General features: G+C 67.5%; 16 protein-coding genes. 2 read left to right on the top strand and 14 right to left on the bottom strand.

Features of this window, described 5'->3' with window-relative positions:
* Positions 1-22: 22 nt before the first annotated feature.
* From PV781_RS00950 to PV781_RS00940, 3 genes are all read right to left on the bottom strand, one after another.
* Entirely contained in the window at positions 23-751 is a 729-nt protein-coding gene (locus PV781_RS00950) for an amino acid ABC transporter ATP-binding protein (RefSeq protein WP_274774144.1), read from the bottom strand.
* A 34-nt stretch (positions 752-785) separates the two neighbouring features.
* A complete protein-coding gene (locus tag PV781_RS00945) occupies positions 786-1,508 on the bottom strand; it encodes an amino acid ABC transporter permease (protein ID WP_209100463.1) in 723 nt (240 codons plus the stop codon).
* Between the two features lie 128 nt (positions 1,509-1,636).
* Complete coding sequence (locus tag PV781_RS00940; protein WP_274773771.1) at positions 1,637-2,506, bottom strand: transporter substrate-binding domain-containing protein; 870 nt, start codon at positions 2,504-2,506, stop codon at positions 1,637-1,639.
* A 174-nt stretch (positions 2,507-2,680) separates the two neighbouring features.
* Between PV781_RS00940 and PV781_RS00935 the strand changes: the two genes are divergently transcribed.
* Positions 2,681-3,370 (top strand): GntR family transcriptional regulator, encoded by a 690-nt coding sequence (locus tag PV781_RS00935; RefSeq protein ID WP_274773770.1) that lies wholly within the window; start codon positions 2,681-2,683, stop codon positions 3,368-3,370.
* A gap of 59 nt (positions 3,371-3,429) precedes the next feature.
* Here PV781_RS00935 and PV781_RS00930 read toward each other — a convergent pair whose 3' ends face one another.
* The 6 genes from PV781_RS00930 to PV781_RS00905 form a co-directional block, all read right to left on the bottom strand.
* Complete coding sequence (locus PV781_RS00930) at positions 3,430-4,752, bottom strand: DUF3100 domain-containing protein (protein ID WP_425532346.1); 1,323 nt, start codon at positions 4,750-4,752, stop codon at positions 3,430-3,432.
* Positions 4,753-4,891: 139 nt separating this feature from the next.
* Positions 4,892-6,430 (bottom strand): aldehyde dehydrogenase family protein, encoded by a 1,539-nt coding sequence (locus tag PV781_RS00925; RefSeq protein WP_274773768.1) that lies wholly within the window; start codon positions 6,428-6,430, stop codon positions 4,892-4,894.
* Positions 6,430-7,320 (bottom strand): NAD(P)-dependent oxidoreductase, encoded by an 891-nt coding sequence (locus tag PV781_RS00920; RefSeq protein ID WP_274774143.1) that lies wholly within the window; start codon positions 7,318-7,320, stop codon positions 6,430-6,432. Before PV781_RS00920 ends, PV781_RS00925 begins: the two co-directional genes overlap by 1 nt.
* Before the next feature lie 97 nt (positions 7,321-7,417).
* Entirely contained in the window at positions 7,418-8,326 is a 909-nt protein-coding gene (locus PV781_RS00915) for a LysR family transcriptional regulator (protein ID WP_274773767.1), read from the bottom strand.
* Between the two features lie 228 nt (positions 8,327-8,554).
* Positions 8,555-8,878 carry a heat shock protein HspQ gene (gene hspQ / locus PV781_RS00910; protein WP_274774142.1) on the bottom strand — a complete coding sequence of 108 codons (324 nt, stop codon included), beginning with the start codon at positions 8,876-8,878 and terminating at the stop codon, positions 8,555-8,557.
* 159 nt (positions 8,879-9,037) lie between these two features.
* On the bottom strand, positions 9,038-10,078 hold the full coding sequence (locus PV781_RS00905) for an HpcH/HpaI aldolase/citrate lyase family protein (RefSeq protein WP_274773766.1): 1,041 nt from the start codon (positions 10,076-10,078) through the stop codon (positions 9,038-9,040).
* Positions 10,079-10,308: 230 nt separating this feature from the next.
* On the opposite strand from PV781_RS00905, the gene PV781_RS00900 reads away from it, so the two are divergent.
* A complete protein-coding gene (locus PV781_RS00900; protein WP_274773765.1) occupies positions 10,309-11,106 on the top strand; it encodes a gamma-glutamylcyclotransferase family protein in 798 nt (265 codons plus the stop codon).
* Positions 11,107-11,115: 9 nt separating this feature from the next.
* Here the strand turns inward: PV781_RS00900 and surE are convergent, their stop codons facing one another.
* The 5 genes from surE to PV781_RS00875 form a co-directional block, all read right to left on the bottom strand.
* The gene (gene surE / locus PV781_RS00895; protein ID WP_274773764.1) at positions 11,116-11,883 is read right to left on the bottom strand and encodes a 5'/3'-nucleotidase SurE; all 768 of its coding nucleotides are present in this window, start codon (positions 11,881-11,883) and stop codon (positions 11,116-11,118) included.
* Positions 11,884-11,922: 39 nt separating this feature from the next.
* Entirely contained in the window at positions 11,923-13,389 is a 1,467-nt protein-coding gene (gene serS, locus PV781_RS00890; RefSeq protein WP_274773763.1) for a serine--tRNA ligase, read from the bottom strand.
* Positions 13,390-13,509: 120 nt separating this feature from the next.
* A complete protein-coding gene (tatC, locus tag PV781_RS00885) occupies positions 13,510-14,310 on the bottom strand; it encodes a twin-arginine translocase subunit TatC (RefSeq protein WP_274773762.1) in 801 nt (266 codons plus the stop codon).
* Complete coding sequence (gene tatB / locus PV781_RS00880; protein ID WP_274773761.1) at positions 14,307-15,017, bottom strand: Sec-independent protein translocase protein TatB; 711 nt, start codon at positions 15,015-15,017, stop codon at positions 14,307-14,309. The genes tatC and tatB overlap by 4 nt, the downstream gene beginning before the upstream one ends.
* A 59-nt stretch (positions 15,018-15,076) precedes the next feature.
* Positions 15,077-15,316 carry a twin-arginine translocase TatA/TatE family subunit gene (locus tag PV781_RS00875; protein ID WP_274773760.1) on the bottom strand — a complete coding sequence of 80 codons (240 nt, stop codon included), beginning with the start codon at positions 15,314-15,316 and terminating at the stop codon, positions 15,077-15,079.
* Positions 15,317-15,384 lie beyond the last annotated feature (68 nt).

Below are 15,384 nucleotides of genomic sequence, written 5' to 3'. Positions count from 1 at the left end.
CGTGGCGCCGGATGCGGGTCTGTCAGTGAGACAGGATCTTGGAGAGGAAGAGTTTGGCCCGGTCGCTCGCGGGATCGGCGAAGAAGCGCTCCTTGGCCGTGTCCTCGACGATCTCGCCCCGGTCCATGAACACCACCCGGTCGGCGACCTTGCGGGCGAAGCCCATTTCGTGGGTCACCACCATCATGGTCATGCCCTCCTGGGCGAGCGCGACCATCACATCCAGCACCTCGGTGATCATTTCCGGGTCGAGGGCGGAGGTGGGCTCGTCGAACAGCATGGCGATGGGGTCCATGGCCAAGGCGCGGGCGATGGCGATGCGCTGCTGCTGGCCGCCGGAAAGCTGGAGCGGATACTTGCCCGCATGGCTCGCCATGCCCACGCGTTCCAGCAGGGCCTTGGCCTTGCGCTCGGCCTCGGCCCGGTCGCGCTTGAGGACCTTTTCCTGGCCGATGCAGAGATTGTCGAGCACGTTCATGTGGGGGAACAGCTCGAAATGCTGGAACACCATGCCCACGCGCGAGCGCAGCTTGGGCAGGTTGGCCTTGCCGTCGGTGACCAGCTTGCCTTCCAGGCGGATTTCGCCGCCATCCACGCCCTCCAGCGCATTCACGCACTTGATGAGGGTGGACTTGCCGGAGCCGGACGGCCCGCACACCACCACCACCTCGCCGCGCGCCACCGAGAGTGAGCAGTTCTTGAGCACCTGGAAGGTGCCGTACCATTTATTGATGCCCTTGATCTCGAGCATGGGGGATGCCTCGCCAATCGCCTTGCTCATGATCTCACCGCTGCTCCGCGAGCGCTGCCGGCTCTGCCGGTCCCGCTTGGCCCGCCTGCGGATCGAAGGCGCGGCCGAACCGGCGTTCGATCCAGCGCTGCACGAACTCCCAGGCGGTGGTCATGATGAGATAGTAGATGGCCGCCACGACGAAGAGCTCCAGCACCAGGAAGCGTTCCTGGATCAGCACCTGGGTGCGGCGGAGCAATTCCTCCATGGAGATGATGGAGGCGATGGAGGTGGTCTTGAGCACCCCGTTCACCGAATTGCCCAGCGGGGGAATGATGATGCGGAAAGCCTGCGGGGCCACCACGTAGCGCATCACCTGGAACGGCGTCATGCCGATGGCCCGCGCCGCATTCACCTGGCCCCGCGGCACGGCGGCGATGCCGGCGCGCACGATCTCGGAGAGATAGGCCGCCTCGTTCAGGGTCAGGCCGATGAGTGTCGACTCGATGACCGAGAACTTGATGCCGATCTGCGGCAGGCCCGTATAGATGATGATGAGCTGAACCAAGAGCGGGGTGCCCCGCATGATCCAGGTGTAGAAATAGGCAGGTCCAGACAGGATCTTGTACTTCGACATGCGCATGACGGCGATGACGAAGCCCAGCATCAGGCCGAACAGGATCGAGAAGACGGTCAGCCCCAGCGTCACGAAGGCGCCCTCGATGAGGTAGCCATTGGTGAGATATTCAAAGAAGCCGTCCCAGTGCCAACCCTTCACGGAAGCCTCGCAAGCAGCAGGAGCCCGGCGGCGTCCGGGTGTCCCGGCGCCGTGCGGATGGGGGAAGGCGGAGCGGGGCGCTCCGCCGGTTCAGGCCGGATGGCCGGTCAGGGAAGTCAGCCCGCCCCTCAATTGGGGCCGAGCACCTTCACGCCGCCCTCGGCGCGGCCGACGCCATATTCGGCGAGGAGCTTCGGCAGATAGCCGTCGGTCTCCATCTCCTGCATCACGCCCGCCACCGCCTCGGCCACCGCCTTGTCGCCGAAGGCCAGCGAGCCGGGGGTGGCATACATGCCGCTGAGCGCATGGGTAAACTCACCCCGGTCCTGATACTGCTTGGCCACGGGGTCGATGGAAACGGCCGCATCCACCTGCCCCGCGCGCAGCGCCTGGTAGACGGTGGCGTAATTGTCGAACAGGTTGATGGTCATGGGCTTCAGGCCGCGAGCCTGGAAGTCCTTGTTCAGGTCGCGCATCTTGCGCTCGGCATAACCGCCAATGTCGGTGCTGATGGTCTTGCCGGCCAGATCGTCCACCTTGGTGATGGGCGCGCCGTTCTTCACCGCCGTGGAGATGGAGATGGCCAGATTCTCATACGGGATCATATAGAGCATCTTCAGCCGCTCGGGTGTCACGAACAGACCCGCATCGATCATGTCCCACCGCTTGCCCTGGAGGCCGGGAATCATGGCGGCATATTCGGTGCTGATAAATTCCGGCTTCAGGCACAGCCGCTTGGCGATCTCATAGCCAAGGTCGATGCGCAGGCCCTTCAGAACGCCCTTCTGGTCCGCATAGGCCATGGGCGGCAAGGTGGGGCTGGTGGCCATGACGAAGAAGCCGGGCTTCACCAGGAGTGCGTCGGCGATCTTCGGCTTGCAGTCCTGCGCCTGTGCCCCCGCGCCGAGCAGCACCAGGCCGGCGACAAAACCAGACAGTTTCAAAGCCGCGCGCGTCAGCACGGGAGAGGCGGATCGTGCGGAAAAGAGGAAGGTCATTGTGTCGCCCGCTGGAATATTTATGGCGTGCCGTAATATGGCATGCCAAAATTGGAGCGACAACGGCCCAATTGCGCGCCGGGTGATTTTCTTCACGTGCGATCCCGCGCGGGCCGCACGGATTGAAGAATCCGCCCGCGTGCGGCAGGTGTCGGGAAACAGGATCTTGAACCCATGAACGCTGCGCTCGAACCCCTGCGGGTGGACCGCCCGGCCAAGACCCTTCGGGAGCTGACGCTGGATAAGATGCGCGAGGCCATCTACGCCCAGCGCTTCAAGCCCGGCGAGCGGCTTGTGGAGCGGGACCTGTGCGAGCAATTGGGGGTCAGCCGCACCATCGTGCGCGAGGTGCTGCGCCATCTGGAGACCGAGGGGCTGGTGGCCACGCTCCAGGCGCGCGGGCCCATCGTGGCGCGCACCACGGCGGCGGACGCCCTGCAGATCTATGAGATAAGGGGCGTGCTGGAGGGCATCGCCGCCCGCGCCTGCGCCGAGCGGCGCAATCCGGCGATGATCGCGGCGCTGGAAACCTGCCTTGCCGGCATCCAGGCCGGCTATGCCGGGCGCGACATGCCCGGCGTGCTCGCGGCCACCACGGAGTTCTACCGCACCCTCTTCCACCACGCGGAAAAGGAAATCGCCTGGGGCATCGTCTCCTCGCTGACCGTGCGCATCAACCATCTGCGGTCCATGACCATCAAGACGGACGGACGCGATACGGACGGGCCGATCCAGATGCAGCGCATCGTGGAGGCCATCAAGGCCGGGGACGGGGAGGGCGCCAATGCCGCCGCCCTCCAGCATGTGATGAGCGCCTCCGCCATCGCCCAGCGCCTGCTGCGGGCCCAAGACGAGACGGAGTAAAGCCAAACGCAAAAAGGCCCGCGCGCGGCGGGCCTTTTCCGTTGGGCGGGCCGATGGGTTCAGATCGGCGGGTGCATGAAGAACTGGGCGATGAGGGCGGCGCCGAGGAAGGTGCCCGCATTGGCCATCAGCGAGACCACCACGATCCGCCAGCCCAGGCGCCGGAACAGCGGCACGTCCTTGGCGATGGAGAGGCCCGCGAAGGCGAGAATGGGTGTGGCCAGCGCCAGGAAGTTGATCTTGCCGGTGAGCGCCGCAATGTCGGCCGCGAACGGATTGGCCGGATAGGTCAGCGCCATGCCGATCATCGACACCCACACCACCGCCGGCAGCTTGCGGGCGGTCGCCAGATAAAGCCCCCACCCCGCCAGCACCGCGCCGAGAATGATGGCCATGCCGGCGATCACCTGACCGTCCACGGGCGTCTTGTAGGTGATCCAGTTGCCGATGAGGCCATAGGCGCCGATCAGCACCCAGCCTGCCAGGATGGCCAGAAGGCCGAGGCGCACCTCGCTATGGGGCGCCTCGGTGGGCGCTTCGACCTTGGCCTGCGCCGGCGCGATGCTGCGGCCGCGCCCGAGGATCGGCTCCAGCTTGCCATAGGCCCAGATGGTGAAAGGCAGCGACAGGAACAGGGTGAAATAGGTGCCGATGGTGGTGGTGATGAGGTTGCTGGCCGCCGCGAAGGTGGCGACGTCCTTGGCCATTTCCGGCGTCTGCTGGGCGGCGATGGCGCCCGCCGCCGCGGCCATCATGCTGCCCGAGCCCACCCCCGCGCCCATGGCGAGCGCCAGCGGATTGAAGATGTTCAGGCTCGCCACCAGGCTCGCCAGGATGGCGATGAAGACCGCGCCGAACACGGTGCCGGTGATGTATTCCGCCAGCACCCCGCGCCCTTCCGGGCTGTCCATGCCAAAGCGCTCGCCGATGATGGCCAGGCTCGGCTCGCGCCCCACCGAGAAGGTGGCGCCGATGGCCTCCCGCTTGATGCCCAGAAGGAGGGCCACCGGCAGGCCGAACACCATGGTGCCGAAGAAGTGGCCGAATTCCTGGAACACCAGCGACCAGCCGGCGGACAGGATCTTGGGGATGGACCCGCCCACCAGTAGGCCCAGCTTGGCGATGAAGATGAGGAGGGCCGGCTGGAGGAAGGCGGAAGCCAGGCGCTGCTCCGCCAGCGACACCTTCAGCGCGCCGGGCAGGCGGGGCGCCGCGAGGCCGATCGTGGCACCTGCAAGCAGCGCCCAGAGCAGCGGCAGCAGCACGATCTTGCTGGAGCCGAGCGGGATGGTGACATTGCCAATGCCCTCGGCGATCAGCACCGCCGCCAGGGCGAACAGGAACAGGCGCACCCGCCCGCTCAGGCCCGAAGGCGCCTCCATGTCATCCAGTGCCAGTCCTGGTGGCGAGACGTTTTGTGCCTCAACCGATGCTCCGCTCATGATGCTGCTCCCCTGAAGATCGAGTGTCCATGCTGGAAGGTGAAGCCCCGGTGGGTCCCGGGGCTTTTGTTGGACGGCGTCAGCCCACGTATCCGAAGGCGACGCCCGGCTTTTCGGCGGTCTCCACCCACACGCTCTTGGTCTGGGTGTAGGCCATGAGCGCCTCGCGGCCCGACGAGCGGCCGAACCCCGAGCGGCCGAAGCCGCCGAAGGGGGAGGCGACATTGATGGTCTTGTAGCCATTGACCCAGAAGGTGCCGGCGCGCACCTGCGCCGCCACGCGGTGGGCGCGGCCCACATCCTGCGTCCACACCGCGCCGGCAAGGCCGTAGGGCGTTGAATTGGCGAGCGCGATGGCCTCCGCCTCGTCCGCGAAGGGCAGCACGGTGAGCACCGGGCCGAACACCTCCTCGCGGGCGATGGCCGCGTCCGGGGTGACGCCGTCGACAATGGTCGGGGCGAAGAAGAAGCCGCCGGTCGCCTTCAACTCATCCGGGCAGGCCCCGCCCGCCGCCAGATGCCCGCCGGCCGCCACCGCCGCGTCCACCATGCCTGAGATCTTGTCGAGCTGGCGGCGGTTGTTGATGGGGCCGATCTGGGTGGCCGGATCGGTCGGAAGGCCGGTGGGGATGCGCTTCGCAGCTGCTGCGAGCCGCCCCACGAACTCGCCATGGATGGAGGCGTGCACCAGGAGGCGCGAGCCGGCGACGCAGCTCTGGCCCGCCCCGCCGAAAATGGCGGCCTGGGCGCCGAGGATGGCGCGGGAGAGGTCGGCATCGGCAAACACGATATTGGCCGACTTGCCGCCCAGCTCCAGCACCGAGGGCACGATGGCCCGCGCAGCGGCAGCGGCGATCTGCGCCCCCGCCTCGGCCGAGCCGACGAACACCACGAGGCGGGTCTCGGGATGGGCGACGGTAGCGGCGCCCGTGGTGGGGCCGGCGCCGGCCAGCACGTTGACGAGGCCCGCCGGCACACCCTCGGCGCGGGCGCAGAGCATGCCCAGCGCCAGAGAGGTGAGGGGGGTCAGCTCGGAGGGCTTCAGCACCACCGCATTGCCGGCGCAGATGGCGGGCGCGATCTGCCAGCCGGCGGTGAAGATGGGGGCGTTCCAGGGGGTGATCTGCACCACCGTGCCGAAGGGTTCGGCGCGGGTGTAATTCAGGTGCGAGGTGGGGACGGGGATGACCTCGCCGTGGAGCTTGTCGCACCAGCCGGCATAATATTCGAACATCTCCGCCACCTTGGCCACCTCGCCGCGGGTGTCGCGGATGGGCTTGCCGGCGGAGAGCGTCTCAAGCTCGGCCAGCGCCTCGGCATTCTGGCGCACGAGCCGGGCAATCTCCCACATGGCCCGGCCGCGGGCGGCGGCGGTCATGCCCCACCAAGCGGCCTGGCCCTTGCGGGCGGCGTCCATGGCGGCGTCGACCACCGGGGCGCCAGCATCGGCGAAGCTTGCGAAGACGCGGCCATCGGCCGGGTTGGTCAGGTCCAGCGTGGCGCCGGTGCCCGCGAGCACCTCGCCCGCCACCACGGAGCCGATGCGGCCCTCGGGCAGGAACCCGGCGAGGATGGCCAGGGCGCGGCGCGCCCCTTCGGAGTGATGAACCTCAAGCATCAGGCGGCATCCTTGGCGCGATAATCGGCCATGCGGGTGAAGTCGGCCGTGTCGGGAATGGAGGTACGGGTGGCGCCCCAGATCTCCCCGGCATGAGCGCACAAAGGCAGGCTCACGCCGGTCTCGGCAGCCAGCTCAAGGGCGAGGCGCACGTCCTTGCGCATGAGGCCGGCGGAAAAGCCGCTGTCGAACGTGTTGGGCAGCACCCAGCGGGGGAACATGACCTCGCTGACCGCGCTGCGGCCGCTCGCCGTGTTCACCACCGAAATGGCTTCCTGGGCGGAGAGGCCGGCAGCCTCGGACAGCCGCATGGCCTCGCCCATGGCCACCAGATGGGCCGCCACCAGCATGTTGTTGACAAGCTTGGCCACGTTGCCCGCGCCCGAGGGCCCCACATGGATGGCCTTGGCTGAAAGCGCCGAGAGCACCGGCTCGGCGAGCGCGAAATCCTCGGCCGCGCCGCCAACCATCATGGTGAGGGTGCCTTGGGCGGCGCCGGAGGGGCCGCCACTGACGGGCGCGTCAAGGAGCGCATGGCCGGCGGCGGCGAGGCGGGCGGCAAGACGGCGGGTGGTGGCGGGATCGGAAGTGGAGGTATCGATGACCACCACCTTGCGGTCGCGGCGCTCCAGAAGGTCGCCATCGCTGGTGAGCACCTGCTCCACATCGCGGGCCAGCGGCAGCGAGCAGACGATGGCGTCTGCGGAGGAGAGGATGTCGGCAAGGGTCGTGGTGAAGGAGATGCCGGCCGCCTCGGCCGGCGCGCGGCGGGTCTCGCTGATGTCGAAGCCGGTGACCGTGAAGCCCTTGGCCGCAAGGGTGGCGGCCATGCCGAGGCCCATATTGCCGAGGCCGATGACCCCGATCTGTTCCATGCGCATTAAGAAGATCCGTCGTTTGCCCTTCTCGACGGATCCCAGGAAACAAGCGTTGCAACAAGAATGACTTTTCGCACTCCCTGTGCGGATTTTGGCAACAATTCGGGAGTCAGGTGAGACCCTGGAACGCAATCATGTGTTCCGCCAAATGGTTGACGAGGCGCCGGGCGGCTTCCGGCAGGCGGCGGCCGGCGCGCAGAAGGAGATGGGTGCGCGCCTCGGCCAGCAGCGGATCGCGCAAGGTGACGAGCCGCATGGCACCGGCCTTCACGTCCTCCTCCACCACGAAGCGCGGCAGGAAGCCCACGCCCAGTCCGCCCGCGATGAACCGCCGGTGCAGTTCGAACGAGGTGGTCTCCAGCCGGCTGATGAGCCGGAACCCGTTGTCCGCCTCCACGCGGCCGAGCATCTGGCGTATGCCGTGGTCCGGCGGGAAGAGGGCGGCCGGCTCCGCCGCGAAGGTGCCGAGCGGCACAGGCCCGGCGCTGCCTTTGAGGGGATGATCCGGCGGCACCACCGCCAGGAGGGGCTGGCGGGCGGTGACCACGCTGCGGACATCGGGATGGCCCGGCGGATTATAGGCCATGCCGATATCCGCATCCCCTTGGGCGATGGCGGCGAGAATGCCGTCCGTGGTGCTGAGCGAAACCTTGAAGCTCACGCCACCATAGGTCTGCGCGAAACGGGCGAGGCCCTGCTCCATGAAATCCACCAGGAAGCCGCCGCCGCAGCACAGGCGCACGGTGCCCTGCTCCACCCCCTTGAGGCGTCGCAACCGGTCTTCGAGCAAGGCACGCTCGTCCGCCTCCCGCTGCGCGTGCTCGGCCATGATGCGCCCGGCTTCCGTGGGCACCACGCCGCGCGGCAGGCGCTCCAGCAGTGGCTGGCCCACCTCGATTTCCAGGTCGATGATCTGCCGGCTCACCGCCGACGCGGCCACATTCAGCACCTCCGCCGCCGCGCGCACGGAGCCGGTGCGCACCACCGCGAGGAGATATTTCAGGGCGCGATCATGCATGGAGGGCAGCGGCGCGTGGCCAAGGTGAAGATGAGGTGAGACTGGGCCGGAACGCGCGGGAAGTATAGGGGGCGCCGTTCCGCCTCAAAATGCCGTACGCCATCAACACATTAACGGGGCATCTTAATTCACTGCACAAGCAGCGTCCGTCCAGGAGCGGGCAGGGGGCCGGACTGAAAAAGGCGCCCGCTGGGGCGCCTTTTTCAAAATCGATGATGCGGGTTGCCGTCAGTTCAACAGGTCCCGCCGCATGCGCCAGCCGCCTTCGCCATCCTCGCTGAGCGCCTCGGCCACGCGGGGGTGCCGCACCGGCTCGTCGGAGGTGTCGCGCTCCAGATTCTGCTCGGAGACATAGGCCACATACTCGCTGTCCGCATTCTCGGCCAGCAGGTGGTAGAAAGGCTGGTCCTTGTGCGGCCGGATCTCCTCGGGAATGGCCTGGTACCATTCCTCGGTATTGTCGAAGACCGGGTCCACGTCGAACACGACCCCGCGGAAGGGGAAGTGCTTGTGGCGCACCACCTCGCCGATCCTGAACTTTGCCTGGCGCATTTCCCGATCCCGTTCATCCGGATGGGCCGCCGCATAGGCGGGCTCGCCCGTCCACGAGGCGTTGCTTATGCGCACAGCAGCGCGGCCGGTGCTCCGGGCCTTATCGTCCTGCGGCATGTCTCACCTCCTTGACCTTGGGCGGGACTCACGTCCCGCCATTCATAAACCGTACACCTTCGCGAGCTCGGCGTCCTTGGCAGCTACGATCCGCGCGAGGTCGACGATCACTTTCGCCTGCTTCCAGGTGGCATCGTCCTGCATCTTGCCGTCGATCATCACCGCGCCCGTGCCGTCCGGCATGGCCTCCAGGATCTTGAGCGCGAAGGCCACTTCCGCCGGATCGGGGCTGAAGACGCGCTTGGCGATCTCGATCTGGCTCGGATGCAGAGACCAGGCTCCCACGCAGCCCTGAAGGAAGGCGTTGCGGAACTGGCTCTCGCAGGCGGCGGAATCGGAGAAGTCGCCGAACGGCCCATAGAAGGGCTTGATGCCGTTGGCGGCGCAGGCGTCCACCATCTTGCCGACCGTATAGTGCCAAAGATCCTGCTGGAAGCCTGTGCGGGGCTTGTCCCCATCGGGATCGGCCAGGACCATGTAGTCGGGATGGCCACCGCCCACGCGCGTGGTCTTCATGGCGCGGGAGGCGGCAAGGTCGGCAGGACCAAGGCTCATGCCGTGCATGCGGGGGGAGGCGGCGGCGATCTCCTCCACATTCTTCACGCCCTCGGCGGTCTCCAGGATGGCGTGGATGAGGATGGGCTTGCCAACGGAATGCCGGGCCTCCAGCTGCGCCAGAAGCTGGTCGAGATAGGCGATGTCCCAGGGGCCATCCACCTTGGGCAGCATGATGACGTCGAGCTTGGCACCGATGGCGCCCACGATCTCGATCACGTCGTCCAGCGCCCAGGGGCTGTTCAGAGCGTTGATGCGGGTCCAAAGGCCGGTTGAGCCGAAATCCGTGCTCTTTGCCATTTCGATGAAGCCGGCGCGGGCGGCGCCCTTGGCATCGATCGGGATAGCGTCTTCCAGATTGCCGAGCACCACGTCCACTTGCTTGGCGAGGTCCGGCACCTTGGCGCGCAGCTTCTCCAGGTGCGGGGGCACGAAATGAATCATGCGCTCCAGCCGCACCGGAAGCTCGCGATAGGGCGCGGGCGCCCCGATGGCGAGCGGCTTGAAGAAGTTACGCGGCAATTTCATTGGGATCCCCCCTGAACTGAGGCCAGAATGGGACAGGCACCGGCTTCCGGCAAGGGGCGAGTTGCAGTGCAGCATTCCCGCATCCGCCCTAGCCGGTCGGGCGAGATGTCGCAGGCCGCGCGGCAGGAGAAACGGCGGGGTGCGCCAGAGCTTGCCGGATGTGCCGCTTGCGGGGCATTGAGGGGCAGGGCCGCGACGGCGAAGCGGTGCGCACCGCAGGGAGAGAGAGCATGACACATCTCACACGCCGCACCGTGCTCGGCGCTGCCGCGGGCCTGGCCTTGACCGGACTGACGCCGGCGCGGGCGGAGAATTTCTGGGGTCGGCGACCCTCCGATGGGCCGAAGGAATTCATCTTCGGCTATGGCTCGCTCATCAACACCCCCTCCCGAGAGGCCACGGGGCGGGGGCGCATCGATGCGGTGTCGGCGCGGGTCTCGCCCGATTTCGGCTATGTGCGCTCCTGGGTGGCGCGCTCCTCCTCCGGCTTCACGGCGCTCGGCCTGCGGCCCGCCACGCCCGGCGAGGCGCCGAGCAGCATCAATGGCGTGGTCTTCCCGGTGGATGGGGAGAGCCTGCCGCGCTTCGACCGGCGCGAAAGCGGCTATGACCGGGTGGTGGTGCCGCGCTCCGTGATCGAGGGCGTCTCCTGGCAGGGCCTGCCGCCGGACGGCGTCATCTGGGCCTATGTGCCCAAATCCATCACCGCCGCCAGTGCGCCGCCGCTTTTTCCCGACGCCAACCATCCCCTCGTCCAGTCCTATGTGGACCTGGTTCTGGAAGGCACGCTGGAATATGGCGCGGAGTTTGCCCGCGAACTGGTGGCCACCACCTTCGATTGGGGCCGCTTCTGGCTGAACGACCGCACCACCGCCCGCCGGCCCTGGATCGCAGCGCCCGAGGCGGGCCGGATCGACGACATGTTGGCGCGCACGCAGCCCGCCGCCACCGCCTTTCCGCACCGGCTCTATAGCGAGGACTATGCCGCCCGCATCCTGCGCACGCCCGCGGCCGAGGGGGTGAAGTAAGGCCGGGCCTCAACTCTCCTCGAACACGCGCGCGAGGCGGGTCATGAAGGGCTCGTCCGTCTGGTCGATGCGCAGCGGGGTGACGGAGATGCGCCCCTCATCCAGCGCCCGCAGGTCCGACCCGGGCACGGTGTCGAACACCCGCCGCTCGAAGGCGATCCAGAAATAGGGATTGCCCCGCCCGTCGCGCCGCTCGTCGATGCGCATGAGCTTCTGGTCGCGCTTGCCCTGGGCGGTGACGGCAATGCCGGTCACCTCGTCCACGGGGCGGTCGGGGAAGTTCACGTTCATCACGATGCCGGCCGGGATACCCTCGTTCAGCAAGGTGCGGATGACCTTGGGGGCATGGGCCTCGGCGGTGCCGTAGCTGGGATTTTCCCGCGTCTTCAGGCCGAAGGCCTGGGACAAAGCGATGGAGGGAATGCCGAGGATCGTGCCCTCGATGGCGCCCGCCACCGTGCCGGAATAGCTCACATCCTCGGCGATGTTCTGGCCCCGGTTGACGCCCGAAAGCACCAGGTCCGGCGGCTGGTCGGCGAGCAGGTGCCGCACGGCCATGATGACGCAGTCGGTGGGCGTGCCCTTCACGGCGAAGCGCCGCTCCTCCACCTGGCGCAGGCGCAGGGGATCGCTCAAGGAGAGGGAATGGGCGACGCCCGACTGGTCGAATTCGGGCGCCACCACCCATACGTCGTCGGACAAGGCGGCGGCGATGCGGGCGCAGGCGTCGAGCCCCGGCGCATGGATGCCGTCGTCATTGGTCACCAGGATCCGCATGGCCTCTTCCTTGTCTGCGACGCCTTCGGGAAAGGCGCCTTACTTCACCTTTTCCAGCTTGGTCACGCCGCCCATATAGGGCAGCAGCGCGTCGGGAACGGCCACCGAGCCGTCCTCCTGCTGGTAGGTTTCCAGCACCGCCACCAGCGCGCGGCCCACCGCCACGCCCGAGCCGTTCAGCGTGTGGACGAAGCGCGGGGCCTTGCCGTCCTTGGCCCGGAAGCGGGCATTCATGCGCCGGGCCTGGAAATCGCCGCACACCGAACAGGAGGAGATCTCCCGGAAGGCGTTCTGGCCGGGCAGCCAGACCTCGATGTCGTAGGTCTTCTGCGAGGCAAAGCCCATATCGCCGGTGCACAGCGTCACCACGCGATAATGCAGGTCCAGCTTCTTCAGCACCGCCTCGGCGCAGGCCAGCATGCGCTCATGCTCCTCCTGCGACTTTTCCGGCGTGGTGATGGAGACCAGCTCCACCTTGGTGAACTGGTGCTGGCGGATCATGCCGCGCGTATCGCGCCCTGCCGCGCCCGCTTCCGCCCGGAAGCAGGGGGTGCAGGCGGTCAGGCGCAGGGGCAGCTCGTCCTCGGAGAGGATGGCCTCGCGCACCAGATTGGTCAGCGGCACTTCGGCGGTGGGGATGAGCCAGAGTGAGGAAGCGCCGTTGGACAATTCCTCGAAGCGCTTCAGGCCCGCCTCGTTGAGGCCATAGAGGCCATCGCGCGCCACCAGATAACGGGACGGCCCGCCGGCGGCCACGAGGTCCGCATCCTCAAGGACGATCTGCTTGTAGATGCCATGGCGCGCTTCGTCGGACAGCAGGCGACCCGCCAGGAACTGATCGTCGGCGAACTTGGGCAACTGCGCCGTGCCGAACATCACCTCGTCGCGCACCAGCAGCGGCGGGTTGACCTCGGTGTAGCCATGCTCGCCGGTGTGCACGTCCAGGAAGAACTGGCCGAGCGCCCGCTCCAGGCGCGCCAGCGACCCCTTATTGACCACGAACCGCGCCCCGGAGAGCTTGGAGGCGGTCTCGAAATCCATCAGCCCGAGGCCTTCGCCCACCTCGAAATGCTGCTTGGGCGTGAAGGCATAGGTGCGCTTTTCGCCCACCACGCGCAATTCCACATTGTCGTGCTCGTCCTTGCCCTCGGGCACGCTGTCGAGCGGCACATTAGGGATGGCGGCAAGCTCGGCGGTGAGGCTCGCCTCGATGGCCTTCACCTCGGCCTCCAGCGCCGGCACGTCTTCCTTGATCCTGGCCACCTCGGCCATGAGGGCGGCGGCCTTGGCCTCGTCCTTGGCGGCCTTGGCGGCGCCGATCTCCTTGGAGGCGGCGTTGCGGCGGGCGAGCAGGCCCTCCAGCGTGGTCAGGCGGGCGCGGCGGTCCTCGTCGAGGCCGATGAGACGGTCGCGCAGGGCCACCGCATCCGCCTGCGGCACCTGCCGGCGCACCAGCGCCTCAACCAGGCCCTCGGGCGCCTCGCGAATCCACTTGATGTCATGCATGGGACCGAACTCCGGGACCGAAAGCCGGGCGCCGGCCCTCAACTGGCAAGGCCGCGCGCAACGCCGCGCGGCCGGGGAGGGGCCGTCGCCCGAGGACGAAAGGGCGAAGGCCCAGTGCCGTCAGCTGGCCGAGGAGGCCTCGCGTGCCGCCTCTTCCGCCGCCCGGCGCTTCTCGACCATGCGCACCAGATAGACGGAGACCTCGTAGAGAAGCAGCGTCGGGATCGCAAGGGCGAGCTGCGAAACCACGTCCGGCGGGGTTAGCACGGCGGCGAGGATGAACACGCCGACAATGGCATAACGCCGCGCCTTCTTGAGCTGGTCGGACGTGAGAATGCCGATGCGCGCCAGAAGCGTGAGGATCACCGGCAACTGGAAGCACACGCCGAAAGCGAGGATCAGCGTGGTGATGAGCGAGAGATATTCGCTCACCTTCGGCAGCAGCGAGATTTCCGCATGCCCGTCGCCCCCCGCCTGCTGCATGGACAGGAAGTAGGTCATGGCGAGCGGCATGGCGACGAAATAGACGAACAGTCCACCCAGCAGGAAGCAGACCGGCGTGGCCACCAGATAGGGCCGGAACGCCGCCTTCTCATGCTTGTAGAGGCCCGGCGCCATGAACATGTAGACCTGCGTCGCCACCACCGGGAAGGAGATGAAGGCGGCGCCGAACATGCCCAGCTTGATCTGGGTGAACAGAAATTCCTGGGGCGCGGTGTAGATGAGCTTCACGCCCGGGGCGAAGCCGGAGGCGAACTCATAGGGCCACAGCAGGATGTTGTAGATCTGCTTGGCGAACATGAAGCAGATGAAGAAGGCCAAAAGAAACGCGACCACCGACTTGATGAGTCGCGAACGCAGTTCGACCAAATGCTCGATCAGCGGCGCCTTCGAGGCGTCGATTTCATCCTCCTCGCTCATGCGGAATGTCCGGGCCTTTGAGTCTGAGGATCAGCCGCCTCGGGCGCTTCGGCCGCCTCGGACGGGGTGGGAGAGGCGGGCGCAGCAGGAGCGCTCTCCGCCGGCGCATCGGGCAGGGCCGCGACGGAGCGCGGGGCCTCGAGGGGCGCCGCTTCGGGGAAATTGAACACCGGGTCGAGGGGCGGCTCGGGAAGTGGAATGAGCGGCTGGGCAATGAGCGGCTCGGAAACCGGGGCGGAGAGGGTGCCCGGGGGATTGACGCCCTTTTCCACCGCGGCGCGGATCTCGTCGCGCACCGCCTGAAGCGGGTCGGGCGCCACCGGGGCCGCCGGCTCGGACGTGACCGGCACGGTGGGCGCCGCATCCGCCGTGGAAACGGCGGCGGTCGCCGCTGCGGCAGGCGCGGCAATGCCGGTCACGGTCGAGCGGATCTCCTCGCGTATGGAGCGCAGAGGGTCGAACACCTCGGTGCCGGGGAAGGTCTTGCGCGCACCGTCCGCGATGTCGCCGATTTCCTTGCGGACTTCGGACAGCTCCGCTTCCCTAAGGGCATCCTGGAACTGGCCCTGGAACTCGCCCGCCATGCGGCGGACCTTTGTAACCGTCCGCCCCACCGTGCGCAGCACGGAGGGCAGCTCCTTGGGGCCGATGACAATCAGCGCAACGACGCCGATCAGCATCAGCTCAGACCAGCCGATGTCGAACATAGGAGGCTACCCGCCGGCGGCTTTAGGCCGCCCTCCCTGCCTTGGTGACGAAACCGCGATCAGACCGGCTTCTTCTCGGCCTCGGGCGCGGGGGTGGTCTGGTGCGGGATGTTCCGCGGCGCTTCAGGAGCGGTCGGGGTCTGGCTGGGCGGCGTGGAGTCGTCCTCGGCCATGCCCTTCTTGAACGACTTGATGCCCTTGGCCACGTCGCCCATCAGGTCGGAAATCTTGCCGCGCCCGAACAGCAGGAGCACCACGACCAGCACCACGATCCAGTGCCAGATGCTCATCGAACCCATCACTCACCCTCCGTGAGAACTCTTATGATTGGAGGCGGCGGCGCCGTCCCTCCCGTTTCGAACGGCGA

The sequence above is a fragment of the Aquabacter sediminis genome (assembly GCF_028863665.1).
Classification (GTDB): Bacteria; Pseudomonadota; Alphaproteobacteria; order Rhizobiales; family Xanthobacteraceae; genus L1I39.
The sequence above is the reverse complement of the archived record's forward strand: the minus strand, read 5'-3'. Positions and strand labels throughout refer to the sequence as shown.

Coding starts and splice junctions, on each gene's coding strand:
- tatC (WP_274773762.1), bottom strand. CDS start 14,310: ATGAGCGAGGAGGATGAAATCGACGCCTCGAAGGCGCCGCTGATCGAG.
- PV781_RS00900 (WP_274773765.1), top strand. CDS start 10,309: ATGACACATCTCACACGCCGCACCGTGCTCGGCGCTGCCGCGGGCCTG.
- serS (WP_274773763.1), bottom strand. CDS start 13,389: ATGCATGACATCAAGTGGATTCGCGAGGCGCCCGAGGGCCTGGTTGAG.
- hspQ (WP_274774142.1), bottom strand. CDS start 8,878: ATGCGCCAGGCAAAGTTCAGGATCGGCGAGGTGGTGCGCCACAAGCAC.
- PV781_RS00925 (WP_274773768.1), bottom strand. CDS start 6,430: ATGCTTGAGGTTCATCACTCCGAAGGGGCGCGCCGCGCCCTGGCCATC.
- PV781_RS00905 (WP_274773766.1), bottom strand. CDS start 10,078: ATGAAATTGCCGCGTAACTTCTTCAAGCCGCTCGCCATCGGGGCGCCC.
- tatB (WP_274773761.1), bottom strand. CDS start 15,017: ATGTTCGACATCGGCTGGTCTGAGCTGATGCTGATCGGCGTCGTTGCG.
- PV781_RS00915 (WP_274773767.1), bottom strand. CDS start 8,326: ATGCATGATCGCGCCCTGAAATATCTCCTCGCGGTGGTGCGCACCGGC.
- PV781_RS00875 (WP_274773760.1), bottom strand. CDS start 15,316: ATGGGTTCGATGAGCATCTGGCACTGGATCGTGGTGCTGGTCGTGGTG.
- PV781_RS00950 (WP_274774144.1), bottom strand. CDS start 751: ATGCTCGAGATCAAGGGCATCAATAAATGGTACGGCACCTTCCAGGTG.
- surE (WP_274773764.1), bottom strand. CDS start 11,883: ATGCGGATCCTGGTGACCAATGACGACGGCATCCATGCGCCGGGGCTC.
- PV781_RS00940 (WP_274773771.1), bottom strand. CDS start 2,506: ATGACCTTCCTCTTTTCCGCACGATCCGCCTCTCCCGTGCTGACGCGC.
- PV781_RS00930 (WP_425532346.1), bottom strand. CDS start 4,752: ATGGAGGCGCCTTCGGGCCTGAGCGGGCGGGTGCGCCTGTTCCTGTTC.
- PV781_RS00935 (WP_274773770.1), top strand. CDS start 2,681: ATGAACGCTGCGCTCGAACCCCTGCGGGTGGACCGCCCGGCCAAGACC.